Raw genomic sequence first — 11,727 nt, 5'->3', positions numbered from 1 at the left:
GTAATCAAGGCTTGACCACGGGCGGCGCCGATGCAAGTATGAGCCACATCATACTAACGATGGTAAGTCTTGGAAGTGAGGAACCATGGACCTGTCGGTACGTGTCGAAGCGTGGGCGACCGATCTGCGGCGGTGGCCGAGACTGTGCCGTGAGGCCGGCGCGGGGCGGCCCCGGACTGTCCCTGCTGCCGGTGTCGACGTCTGCGAGGCAGCATGAACACCGTGAGCGCAATGGCCGACGGTCGAACCCTCACGCAGATCCAGGCATCACCTCTGGGTCGGGCGACCCTGGGCGACCAGCTCCGCCGCCACGCGCAGAGCCGGCCGTCCAAGGCCGCGATCGTGTCGTACCGTTCCGACGGTCGACGCACGGTGACCACTTACGCGGCGCTCGACAGGGGGGCCAACCGAGCCGCCCACATGTTCCTCGGGCTGGGGGTCTCCCGCGGTGAGCGCGTTGCGGTGATGGCCCGCAACCGGGTGGAGTCGGTGATCGCCTACTACGGTGCCCTCAAGATCGGGGCGGCGTACTCCGGGATCAACGTCCTCTTCGGGCCCGGCGAAGTGTCCCAGCAGCTCGCGCATCTCGAGCCCGCGGCCGTCGTCGTGGCCGCCGAGTTCCTGCCGGTCGTCGAAGAGGCGCTGGCGGGCCTGACGACTCGTCCCGAAGTCGTGGTCCTCGACGGCGGACGCGACACCGGTGGCCACCGTTTCGAGCACCTCCTCGAGTCCTCGCCGGCCACCGAGCCGGATTGCGACGTGGACGAGCACGACCTCGCCATGATCGTGTACACCAGCGGCACCGAGGCGGCGCCGAAGGGCGTCATGCTGCCCCACCGCAATTACCTGGTCTCGACTGCGCCCGCCTACACATGGGGGCTCAGGTGCCTGGACGACGACGTCTGGCTGTACGTGATGCCGTTCCACACGATCGCCGGGATCGGTTCCCTGACATCGCTTCTGCTCCTCGGTGCGACTCTGGTGCTTCCGGCGAGCCTCGCGCCGGCCGACGCGTTGCAGATGATCGAGACGGAGCAGATCACGGTGCTGGCACAGACGCCGACGTTCTTCATCTCGCTCGCGGAACACCCACGGTTCGGTCCCGAAACCGTGGGCACCATCCAACGCTGCCTGACCTACGGAGGCCAGGTGTCACCGCGGACGGTGGATGCCTGGCACGACGCGGCACCCGCGTCGGTGTGGGGCACCTACTGGGGTCAGTCCGAGCTGACGCAGCTGGGTTCCGTCGGCTGGTTCAAGCGGCTCGAGGACATTCCCGATCAGGATCCGACCTGGATCGGCAAGCCGGTCGGACACCTCGAGGTCAAGGTGGTCGATGCCGACGGGAACGAGACCGAGAGCGGCGAACTGCTCTGCCGCACACCGTCGGTGATGCTGGGCTACTACAAGGATCCCGAGAAGACGGCCGCGGTGCTCGACGGCGGGTGGGTCCGCACGGGCGACATCGTGCGCCGCGACGCCGACGGCAACATGTTCTTCCTCGATCGCAGCAAGGATATGATCAAGACGGGCGGCTACAACGTGTCCTCCCAGGAGGTCGAGCGCGTACTGCAGACGCATCCCGGGGTGGCGCGGGCCGCCGTCGTGGGACTTCCGGATCCCTACTGGTCCGAGGCGGTCACGGGCTTCGTCGTCGCAGTCGACGGCAGCGACCTCTCCGTCCAGGAGCTCCGAGATCACTGCAAGACCGAGCTCGCCGGTTATAAGGTCCCCAAGGCGATCATGATCGTGGACGAGCTGCCCACGGACGCCCAAGGCAAGCTGCTCAAGAGAGAACTGCGCCGGATGTATGCAAAGGAATGAAACGCTGAACACCGAACCCGACGGCAGTGCGACGCCCGCATCCGGTCGATCCGGACTCGTGGGTCTTCCCAGTCGACGCGACGCCATCCTGGCCGCCGCGGCCGAGTACTTCGCCGAGCAGGGGTATCACTCCGCCGGGATGCGGGGCATCGCCGATTCGGTGGGGATCAAGGGTGCGAGCCTGTACAACCACTTCACCTCGAAAGAGGAGATCCTCTATGCGATCGCGCTCAAGATGACGCAGGTCCCGGTCGAGGAACATCTCCTGGTCCTCGAAGAGTCCGGAACGCCGGCCGAGCGGCTCACGGCGCTGATCGATGTCCATCTGCGGCACCTGGCGGTCAACCGGGTCGAGCACCTGGTGAGCCTGCGAGAGCTGTCTGCGCTCACCGAGGAGCACCGCGAACGGGTGCTCGAGTACCGCAAGTACTACCAGCGACGTGTGCGTGACGTGATCGCGGCCGGGGTTCGCGCGGGGGAGTTCGACAACGACGACCCGGCCCGCGCGGCCGTTGCCGTGCTGGACCTCATGAACGGGGTGAGCTGGTGGCTCCGGGACGATCACGACATCGACGCGCTGGTGACCACCTACGTGGATTACATCGTCGGCGGAATCCTGCGCCACCGCCCCGGACAGTAGAGAGGTCGGGCCGGTCGGCGGCCCCGGTCCATGTCCTCCGAAGCAGTCGGTCTCCCTTCGCATCGCGCGGAGGGAGACCGACTGCATTCACGTCTCGGATCAGAGTGCTCGCCGTAGAAGGGGGACCAGGGCGTCCGGATCCGCGATGGGGTTCGGGTTGGTCCCGCACCAGATGTCCTTGAACGTGTACGTCGCCAGACTGTGGAGATCGTTCTCGGTCAACCCCACCTCACCCAACGACCGCGGCATGCCGAGTTGCCGGATGAGCGTGTCCGCCAACTCGTGTGCGGGCGTCTGCGGCGCGCCCAGCGAGGCGCTGATCAGCGCTTGGCGATGCTCGTTGACCTCACGGTTGTACTCGAGCGCGAAAGGCGCCATGACGCACGAGGTGTAGCCGTGGGGCACGTCGAACGAACCACCGAGGGCGTGCCCGACGGCATGGCTCACACCCATGTCCAGTCCCGCGACGATCGCGACCATCGACGACCACGCACCGACCTGGCACATCTGGCGGGCCTCCACGTCGTCGGCGTCCTCCTTCACCCGGACGAGTCCTTCGGAGAGCAGCCGGATGGCATTCATCGCCATTCCGTCGTAGTACCCGTTCGACTCGAGGGAGCCGAGCGTCTCGAAGGCGTGGTCGAGCGCGCGCACCCCGGTCGAGAGCCACAGCCATTCCGGCGTGTGCCGTGCGAGCGCCGGATCGAGGATCACGGCCTTCGGGGTCATCGCCGGATGCAGGTACCCCTCCTTGACGTTGCTCTTCTGGTCCGTCGACCCGGCCAGTGCATTGAACTCGCCACCGGCGAGGGTCGTGGGTGCCACCACCACCGGAATCCTCGGCGCCGTGAAGCTGGGGGCCGTCACCGAGGTGTCCGGATTGACCTGCAGGTGATAGGCGTCCATCTGGGAGACCTCGCGAACGCCGTGTTCCAGAGTCACGGCCAGGATCTTCGCCAGGTCCGTCGCCGACCCGCCGCCCACGCACAACAGCATGTCGGGGTCGACCTCGGAGGCTGCCAGGGTCGCGGCGATGACGTCCTCGCGTGGCACGTGGGGCCGAACCGCGTCGAACAGTCCCACGAACCGAGCGCCCAGTGCCTCTCTCACGCGGGCGATCTCGTCGGTCTGCGAGTTGAGTGTGCCGCTGCACACGACGAACACACGCTTCGCGCCCAGCAGATCCGCTTCCTGGGCGGCGGCCTCGGCCACCGGGATCCCGATGCGGACTCTCTCCATGGGCGTCAGGGAGACGAGCGATGACTGCACGGCAATACCATCCTTCTTCTTTTCGACCCGCCGACGACGCAGGCTAACGGCCGTTACCCTAGCCCACATTTGTGGCGTGCGCCACACCCTGTTTCTCCAACCGGGTGGAGAGCTGCGAGCGGTCTGGAATGCGGGTCTCCCCGTATCGAGTCTTCCTGCGGATTTACCGGGAATCGAGACCGGTGGGACGGTCCGACGACGAGCGGTCGGCCAAGCGGGAAGCCTACGGCGAGGCGACGGTGCGAACGTTTGCGAGCGGAGAAACTAACCGTGGTGTGTCTGTCTATTCGGTGTCCGTGCGCTCCCCGACCCGGCACGCAGGTCGTTCCAGCGCCTGCCGCCCGTTCCCCCGGGGCAGCCGCACCGTGAACGTGTTTCCCGTGGAACCCGATGTCACGGAGATGGTTCCGCCGTGCAGCGTCACGTTCTCCTCGGCGAGGGCGAGGCCGATCCCGCTGCCGTCGGTGCGGCCGCGGGATTCGTCGGCCTTGTAGAAGCGTTCGAACAGGTGCGCCCGAACCTCCGCGGGGATCGGAGCGCCGTGGTCGGTCACGGTGATCACCGCGTCGTCGCCGTCGGTTCGCACCGCCACCGCCACCGGCGGCCGACCGTGCGCGAAGGCGTTCGCCACGAGGTTCCCGACGACGATGTCGATGCGGCGCCGGTCCACTCGGCACGGGACGGCTCCGTCCGCCCCGAGCCGGGCGCGCGATCCGAAACCACGGGTGGCCAACGACTCCCGCACGACCTCGACGAGGTCGTGCGGTTCGAGGACGAGATCGGCCCGTCCGTTGTCGAACCGGGAGATCTCGATGACGTCCTCGGTGAGGCGGGACAGCCGCTCGGTGCCCCGACTGACGATGCGGGCCGCACGCGCGGTGTCCGGCGCCATCGAGTCGGCGTCCTCTTCGAGGACCTCGGCGACCGCGACCAGCGCAGCGAGCGGCGTGCGGAGCTCGTGGAAGACGTCGGCGACGAAACGTCGCGCGTCGGCCTCCTTCGCAGCGAGATCGGCAACGGTGCGGTCGAGTTCGGCCGCGGACCGGTTGAACGTCGCGACCAGCTCGGACAGTTCGTGGCTGGCGCCGGCGGTGAGTTCCTGGCGGGGACGTCCCGGGACGAGCGCCGCAGCGGCGGCGTTGAGTCGACGCAGCGGCAGCACGAGTCGGCGCGCGGTCCACAGCCCGGTCAACGCGGCGAGCGCCGAGACGACGATCGCGACCGCCGCCGCACGGCGTTCGAGCGAATCGATCTGCGCCTGGGCCTCGCCCAGGCCGAACACGGCGGCGACGAACGTCGGCCGGCCCAGGGGCAACTCGGGATCCCCGACGCGGCCACCGACGTAGAACAGTGGTGCGCCGTCGTTGTCGACGCGCTGGAACACCGGTAGCTCCGACTGCTCGAGGCGGGCCAGTAGTTCCGGTGGTGGGGAAGGGACGCCGAGGGGCCACGTGTCGGTGCGGACGGTGCCGGACCAGGCCACGCTCCCGTCCCCGAGGCCGCTGAACTCGGACAGCTCTCGTCGGGTCGGACGCTCTCCGATCCAGGGCACCGCGGAGTCGAGGGTGTCGGCGAAGCTGTTCAGGATCTGGTCCTGCGCGGTCGAGAAGATGTTGGCACGCGCCTGCAGGTACACCGCGGCGGAGGTCGCTACCGCCGCGACCAGCGCGATCACCGCGACGAGCGCCGTGAGCCGGGCCTGCAGCCCCGGGCGTCGAATCCTCATGCGACGGGACCGAACCGGTAGCCGAATCCGCGCACCGTCTGCACGTAGCGGGGATTCGACGGTTCCTTCTCGATCTTCGCGCGCAGTCGCTGCACACAGGCGTCGACCAGACGGGAGCCGCCGAGGTGGTCGAAGCCCCACACCTTCTCGAGCAGTTGCTCGCGGGAGAGCACCTGGCCGGGGCGCTCCGACAGAGCCAGCAGCAGTTGCCATTCGGTGCGGGTGAGTTCGGGCCGCCGAGCGCCCTCGGTGAGCGTCAGGGCGTCGCGATCGATCACGAGGTCGCCGTGCACCTCGCGGCCGTCCACGGTGGGCGCGGTCGGGGTTCGGCGCAGCACCGCCTTGATCCGAGCGTCGAGGATCCGCGGCTGCACCGGCTTGACGACGTAGTCGTCGGCGCCGGTCTCGAGTCCCGAGACGACGTCGACGTCCTCACCGCGTGCGGTGAGCATGATGACGGGGACACCGCTGCGGGCCCGGATCCGCCGGCACACCTCGAACCCGTCGACGCCCGGCAGCATCACGTCCAGCACGACGATGTCGGGCGCGCCGTCGGCGAGCGCCGCCAGTCCGGCCTCACCGCTGGCCGCCGCCGTCACCACGTGTCCGTAGCGGTGCAGCGCGAGGCTCAGCGCGTCGCGCAGGTTGTCGTCGTCCTCGATCAGCAACACCGCAGTCATGACGCCCATCCTCCCGACCCCGGGCCCCGGGACAATCGTCGCCACACCTTGTAGCAGAACGGTGACGAAACACCCGCAGGATCCGGAAACTCGGCGGCGACGGTGGACGCCATGCACATCCTTCGTAGAGGTATCGCCCTCCCGATCGCGGTCGTGATCCTGCTGGTGGGCGCCGCGCTGTGGTTCGTCGACGTGATGTCGCGACCGGCATCCGGTGGGCCCGTCGGCCTGGCGCGGCCCGGCGCCTCGACCGCGTACACCTTCGTGGACGACGCGGTCGCGGAGATGCGTGTCGGAGGGGCGCGACAATCGCGGCCGCGGCCCACCGCGAGCACCGCGAAGGTCATCACGGCGCTGGCCGTGCTGGAGAGGAAGCCGCTCGCGCCGGGCGAGGACGGGCCGACGCTGACCATGACCGAGGCCGACGCCGATCTCTACCGCGACTACGCCGACCGGGGCGGCTCGGCGGTCGCGGTGGGAGCCGGACAGCAGTTGTCGGAGTACGAGATGCTCGTCGGCATGCTGTTGCCGTCGGCCAACAACCTGGCCGACACCCTCGCGGTGTGGGCATTCGGATCGCTCGCCGAATACCGGACGGCGGCAACGCAGCTGGTCCGTTCGCTCGGCATGACGTCGACGACGGTGGGTACCGACGCGAGCGGCTTCTCGTCGTCGACGACCAGCACCGTGCAGGACCTGACCCTGCTCGCGGCGGCGGCCGTGCGAAATCCGGTGATCGCCGAGATCGTCGCGCGCGACCACGCGACGCTGTCGGGGGTGGGGGTGGTCTTCAACACCAACTCGCTGCTCGGCCGTCCGGGAGTGGTGGGCCTCAAGACCGGTACGACCGACGAGGCGGGCGGGGTGTTCCTGTTCGCCGCGCGGGTCGGCGCCGCCGGCCGTCTCGTGGTGGGGGCGGTGCAGGGCGAGGGCCGGTCGGCCCACGACGCCGTCACCCGGGCGTCCCGCCTGCTCGACGAGATCGAGGAGGACACCGCCACCGAGGGCTGACCGGACCCTCAGTGGCTGACGGGTGCGCCGAATCCTCTCTGTGCGAGCCAGTCCAGGACGGTGTCGGCGACGTCCGGCCAACCGTGGTCGACGGTGAGGGAGTGACCGCGGTCCGCCAGCACGATGTAGTCGTTGTCGGTGGGGGCCTTGCGGTAGCGGTGGTGGGCGGACCGGCTGACCGATTCCGGGACGGCGTGGTCCTGACCACCACCGAGGATGAGCAGCGGTCCACGACGTGCGGTCGTGTCGACGTGCGCGGGAGAACCGGGTAGCAGGTTCGCGAACGCCGCCTGGAACAGCGGCCGGCCGGGGGACGGGATGGTCCAGTGGTCGTAGATTTCGTCGGATTCGCTGCGGTCGATGGCATTTCCGAAGCTGTACGCGAAGGCGTCGGGCGTCGGTGTCACGGTGCGTTTGGCGTTCGCCGGGTTGCCAAGTACGGAGAACGTCGACCGTAGTTGCGCGAGTGGCAGTACCTTCACGCCCTGGATCTGGGCGGGGTCGATCGCCACGGCGGCCGCGGCGACGTCGGCGGCCAGCAGTTTCTGCGCGACGAGGCCGCCGAACGAGTGGCCGACGACGATGGGTTTGCGGCCCAACGGTGCGATGGCCTCGGCGAAATGTGCGGTGACCTCGTCGATCCCGTAGCCGGCCTGGTCGTCGGCGTGTTCGCGGGTGTCGGTGATGCTCGGCGCCTCCCCGGGCCACGTGGGTGCCAGGGTGCTGAATCCGGCGGCGCCGAATCTCGTTCGCCACGGGTCCCACGAGGAGGCGGCGAGCCAGAGTCCGTGGATGAACATGACCGGCGGGGCGTCGACGGCGAGGTGCGGTGTGTCCGGCGTGTCGGGCATGGTCTCGGGTCCTTCCAGATCGTGGAATGTGTCCCCAGTGCTGGCTATCACGATGCTCGGCCGCACCACTCGCGGAAGTCGTTATCGCCGTTTCGGTATGGACTTTGGTCACCAATCGAGGACAAACAGTTCGATTCGGTCCCGTTCAGTGAGATTCGTGCCACTCTCGACTGACACGTGTTTCAGTGTGAAGCAGGACACATCATCAAACAGATGATTGATACCGGTAGTCGAGCGTTTTTCACTGAAAGGGACTTGGGGAGCGGTCATGACGACGATGGATACGGAGAACGAAGAAGTCCGGATGATCGATGCCGGCGAGGCCCCGGAGCGTTTCGCGCGCGGGTGGCACTGCGTCGGTCTGACGCGCGACCTGCGTGACGGCAAGCCGCATCCGATCCACGCCTTCGGCACCAAGCTGGTGGTGTTCGCGGACAGCGAGGGCGATCTGAAGGTTCTCGACGCGTACTGCCGGCACATGGGTGGCGACCTGAGCCAGGGCGAGATCAAGGGCGACTCGGTGGCGTGTCCGTTCCACGACTGGCGCTGGAACGGCAAGGGCCGCTGCACCGACATCCCCTACGCCCGCCGCGTGCCGCCGCTCGCCAAGACCCGCGCGTGGACCACGATGGAGAAGGACGGACTGCTGTTCGTCTGGCACGACCCCGAGGGCAACCAGCCGCCGGCCGAGGTCACCATCCCGGAGATGACCGCCCCCGGTGAGGAGTGGACCGACTGGGTGTGGAAGCAGATCACCATCGACACCAACTGCCGCGAGATCATCGACAACGTCGTCGACATGGCGCACTTCTTCTACGTGCACTACGGCTTCCCGATCAAGTTCAAGAACATCTTCGAGGGCCACATCGCCACCCAGTACTACGAGGGCGTCGGACGCGAGGACATGGCCCGGCCCACCAAGGACGGACAGGCGGCCTCCACGGGCAACAGCTCGGTCGCGGCGTACTACGGCCCGTCCTTCATGATCGACGAGTTGACCTACCATTACCCGGATTTCGACATCGACTCGATCCTGATCAACTGCCACTACCCGATCTCGCCGAACAAGTTCGTCCTCATGTACGGCATCAAGGTCAAGCAGACCGACGACATCCGCGGGGAGAAGGCACAGGAGCTGGCGACGGCGATGGCGTCGTACATCACGATCGGGTTCGAGCAGGACGTCGCGATCTGGAAGAACAAGACCCGCATCGAGAACCCGCTGCTGTGCGAGGAAGACGGCCCCGTCTACCAGCTGCGCCGCTGGTACGAGCAGTTCTACGTCGACGTCGCCGACATCAGCCCGGACATGACCAACCGTTTCGAGTTCGAAATGGACACCACCAAGCCCGTCGCCGCCTGGCGGCGCGAGGTCGCCGAGAACATGGAGCGACGGGCGGCCGAGGTCGCTGCTTCGAACTGACGCCGACGGACGACCCGCGGGGTGCGCCGGAATAAGCCGACGCGCCTCGCGGTTGCCCGGTCATGGCCAGAACGGTGGTCGCAACCGCGTACGGGGGCCCCGAGGTCCTCGAGGTGATCGACGCGGACATCCCGCCCCCGGGGCAGGGCCAGGTCGTCGTCGCGATGCGGGCTGTCGGGGTCAATCCGCTGGACTACAAGCTCTACAGCGGTGCCTTCGGTACCGATCCCGCCCGCTTGCCGATCCGCCCGGGCATGGAGGGGGCCGGCATCGTCGAACAGACCGGTGCCGGCGCCGACACCGTCCGGGTGGGCGACGAGGTGATCGTGCGCACCGATGAGGGCGCCTACGCCGATCGGATACTGCTTCCGGTGGACGACGTCCTGCCGAAACCCGAATCGCTGACATGGGAGGGCGCAGCCTGCCTGCTGTCGTCGGGCGCGACGGCGTACGAGGCCCTCGCGGTCACAGACGTGGGCGAGGGGGACACCGTCGTCATCCACGGCGCGGCCGGCGGTGTCGGTGAACTGGCCGTCCAACTGGCCGTGATGCGAGGCGCCGTGGCGATAGGCGTCGCCTGGCCCGTTCATCACGATTTCCTGCGCACTCTCGGCGCCGTCCCGGTCTCGCCGGGGCCCGGCCTGGTCGCGCGGATCCACGAGGTCGCACCGGACGGGGTCGACGCGGTCGTGGACACCGTCGGTACCGACGAGGTGGTCGACGATTCGCTCGCGCTGGGCGTGGAGAGGGATCGGTTCGTCAGTCTCGTCGCGTTCGGCCGGGCGGTCCGCGACGGCTTCCGCACGGTCGACGGGATCAGTGAGGAGAGTGCGCGGATCCGCCGCGAGGCGCGTCCGCTGCTCGTGGACATGGCCGGGCACGGCGGGCTGGACGTGGTCGTCGGCACCCGGTTCCCGTTGGCCGAGGCCGCGGCGGCGCACCGAGCGCTGCAGGAACCGCACGCCCGGGGCAAGTTCGTGCTGCTGCCGTAGCGGGGACGGCAGCAGATCAGTCGACGCACGGAATGCCTCGGCTGTCGTCCGCCGCCACGGGTTCTTCCGGTGGTGGAGCCTCGAGCGGAGTGCTGGTGTCCTCGGAGGTCGTCGTGGTGCTGTGCGACCCGGACCGGGTGGTCCGGGAAGACGTGGGCGACGGACCGGTCGTGGTCGTGGTCGTGGTGGGGCTCTCGCCCGCGAACAAGCCGGCCACCTCGGCGCGCAGGCGGTTGGGGTCCACGATGTTCACGGCCTGACCGTCGACGGTGCGGTACCCCTCGATCGGCAGGGTGTGGAAGTCGAGTTCGCCCCGGGTGAGGTTGCGCGCACGGAGGGCGAACGACACCGGATCGAGGTCGTCGTCGACCACGACGTCGCTCTTGACCGTGTCGAACAGCCCGCGCATCTTGGAGACACTGCCGAACATGCCACCGGCATCGAGGTTGCGGAGGACGGCGGTGAGGAAGGCCTGCTGCCGGCGGGTGCGGTCGAGGTCGCCGTTGGCGAGCCCGTGCCGTTGCCGCACGAACGACAGCGCCTGCGACGGATCGAGCATCTGCCTGCCGGCGGGGAAGTTCGCGCCCGAGTACGGGTCGTCGACCGGTGCGTTGAGGCACACCTCGAGCGGGCCGAGCGCCTCGGCGATGTCGTAGAAGCCCACGAGGTTCACCTCGGCGAAGTGGTCGATGGGGACGCGCAGCAACTTCTGCACGGTCTCGATCGTGGACCGTCGCCCGGCGTCGCGGGATCGCTGTTCGCGTTCGGCGGGGTCGGTCACGCCCTGCTCCTCGAGGTCGGCGTCGGCGTCCGCCTTCGCCATCCCGTACGCCTCCTTGATCTTGTGCTTGCCGTACCCGGGGACGTCCACGTAGTCGTCGCGGGGGATCGCGGCCGCGGTGGCTCGGCTGCCGTCTCCCGGGACGTGCAGCAGGATGAGCGTGTTGGTGTTGTAGCCACCCGCGTCGCTGTCCCCGGCATGCAGTTCGTCGGTGACGAACTCGGCCGGTAGATCGTTGCCGTGCATGTCCTTTCGGCTGTCGAGGCCGATGAGCAGAATGTTCGAGTCGCCATGTCGGGAATTGCGGTCGCCGCCGGTCAGGACGTCGAGGGCGCCCGACCGGAGGATTCCGCTCGTCAACTCGTGGTGCGCCGCCCATCCGAGTCCGGTCACCACCAGGACGGCGGTCGCCGCGGTGGCCGCCGCGATGCGCAGGGCGGTGACCGTCCTGCGTCGGCGGCGTGGACCCGCAGCGTCGATCGTGTCGTCCTGATCGGAGCGCACTGCCCCAACATAGACGGGCCCAGCGC

At 68.4% G+C, this 11,727-nt stretch carries 10 protein-coding genes; 5 read left to right on the top strand and 5 right to left on the bottom strand.

The window, feature by feature from the left end:
- Positions 1 to 213: 213 nt before the first annotated feature.
- Together C7H75_RS23280 and C7H75_RS23275 are read left to right on the top strand one after the other, a co-directional pair.
- Positions 214 to 1,824, top strand: coding sequence for a class I adenylate-forming enzyme family protein (locus C7H75_RS23280; protein WP_106851897.1), 1,611 nt, complete (start codon positions 214 to 216; stop codon positions 1,822 to 1,824).
- Positions 1,811 to 2,464: a TetR/AcrR family transcriptional regulator gene (locus C7H75_RS23275; protein WP_005516912.1), complete on the top strand. Its 654-nt coding sequence runs from the start codon at positions 1,811 to 1,813 to the stop codon at positions 2,462 to 2,464. The genes C7H75_RS23280 and C7H75_RS23275 overlap by 14 nt, the downstream gene beginning before the upstream one ends.
- Positions 2,465 to 2,563: 99 nt before the next feature.
- Here C7H75_RS23275 and C7H75_RS23270 read toward each other — a convergent pair whose 3' ends face one another.
- The 3 genes from C7H75_RS23270 to C7H75_RS23260 all read right to left on the bottom strand — a co-directional run bounded on the left by C7H75_RS23270 (position 2,564) and on the right by C7H75_RS23260 (position 6,139).
- Positions 2,564 to 3,733, bottom strand: a complete 1,170-nt coding sequence (locus C7H75_RS23270; protein ID WP_041674470.1) for an iron-containing alcohol dehydrogenase — start codon at positions 3,731 to 3,733, stop codon at positions 2,564 to 2,566.
- 283 nt (positions 3,734 to 4,016) lie between these two features.
- Entirely contained in the window at positions 4,017 to 5,459 is a 1,443-nt protein-coding gene (locus C7H75_RS23265) for a sensor histidine kinase (RefSeq protein WP_081183996.1), read from the bottom strand.
- Positions 5,456 to 6,139, bottom strand: a complete 684-nt coding sequence (locus C7H75_RS23260) for a response regulator (RefSeq protein ID WP_022598451.1) — start codon at positions 6,137 to 6,139, stop codon at positions 5,456 to 5,458. The genes C7H75_RS23265 and C7H75_RS23260 overlap by 4 nt, the downstream gene beginning before the upstream one ends.
- 111 nt (positions 6,140 to 6,250) lie before the next feature.
- Between C7H75_RS23260 and C7H75_RS23255 the strand changes: the two genes are divergently transcribed.
- Complete coding sequence (locus C7H75_RS23255) at positions 6,251 to 7,150, top strand: D-alanyl-D-alanine carboxypeptidase family protein (protein ID WP_106852061.1); 900 nt, start codon at positions 6,251 to 6,253, stop codon at positions 7,148 to 7,150.
- Between the two features lie 8 nt (positions 7,151 to 7,158).
- Here C7H75_RS23255 and C7H75_RS23250 read toward each other — a convergent pair whose 3' ends face one another.
- Entirely contained in the window at positions 7,159 to 8,070 is a 912-nt protein-coding gene (locus tag C7H75_RS23250) for an alpha/beta hydrolase (protein WP_106851896.1), read from the bottom strand.
- Between the two features lie 199 nt (positions 8,071 to 8,269).
- Between C7H75_RS23250 and C7H75_RS23245 the strand changes: the two genes are divergently transcribed.
- Both C7H75_RS23245 and C7H75_RS23240 read left to right on the top strand, forming a co-directional pair.
- Positions 8,270 to 9,424, top strand: a complete 1,155-nt coding sequence (locus C7H75_RS23245) for a 3-ketosteroid-9-alpha-monooxygenase, oxygenase component (protein WP_005516923.1) — start codon at positions 8,270 to 8,272, stop codon at positions 9,422 to 9,424.
- A 62-nt stretch (positions 9,425 to 9,486) separates the two neighbouring features.
- Entirely contained in the window at positions 9,487 to 10,416 is a 930-nt protein-coding gene (locus C7H75_RS23240; protein WP_081206053.1) for an NADP-dependent oxidoreductase, read from the top strand.
- Between the two features lie 16 nt (positions 10,417 to 10,432).
- Here the strand turns inward: C7H75_RS23240 and C7H75_RS23235 are convergent, their stop codons facing one another.
- A complete protein-coding gene (locus C7H75_RS23235) occupies positions 10,433 to 11,701 on the bottom strand; it encodes an LCP family protein (protein WP_106851895.1) in 1,269 nt (422 codons plus the stop codon).
- Positions 11,702 to 11,727 lie beyond the last annotated feature (26 nt).

Source organism: Rhodococcus (subgen. Prescottella) equi, from assembly GCF_003013675.1.
Lineage (GTDB): Bacteria > Actinomycetota > Actinomycetes > Mycobacteriales > Mycobacteriaceae > Prescottella > Prescottella equi.
The sequence above is the reverse complement of the archived record's forward strand: the minus strand, read 5'-3'. Positions and strand labels throughout refer to the sequence as shown.

Excerpts from the sequence above, each read along its gene's own strand:
- C7H75_RS23260 (WP_022598451.1), bottom strand. The coding sequence starts at position 6,139 with ATGACTGCGGTGTTGCTGATCGAGGACGACGACAACCTGCGCGACGCG.
- C7H75_RS23280 (WP_106851897.1), top strand. The coding sequence starts at position 214 with ATGAACACCGTGAGCGCAATGGCCGACGGTCGAACCCTCACGCAGATC.
- C7H75_RS23255 (WP_106852061.1), top strand. The coding sequence starts at position 6,251 with ATGCACATCCTTCGTAGAGGTATCGCCCTCCCGATCGCGGTCGTGATC.
- C7H75_RS23245 (WP_005516923.1), top strand. The coding sequence starts at position 8,270 with ATGACGACGATGGATACGGAGAACGAAGAAGTCCGGATGATCGATGCC.
- C7H75_RS23265 (WP_081183996.1), bottom strand. The coding sequence starts at position 5,459 with ATGAGGATTCGACGCCCGGGGCTGCAGGCCCGGCTCACGGCGCTCGTC.
- C7H75_RS23275 (WP_005516912.1), top strand. The coding sequence starts at position 1,811 with ATGCAAAGGAATGAAACGCTGAACACCGAACCCGACGGCAGTGCGACG.
- C7H75_RS23240 (WP_081206053.1), top strand. The coding sequence starts at position 9,487 with ATGGCCAGAACGGTGGTCGCAACCGCGTACGGGGGCCCCGAGGTCCTC.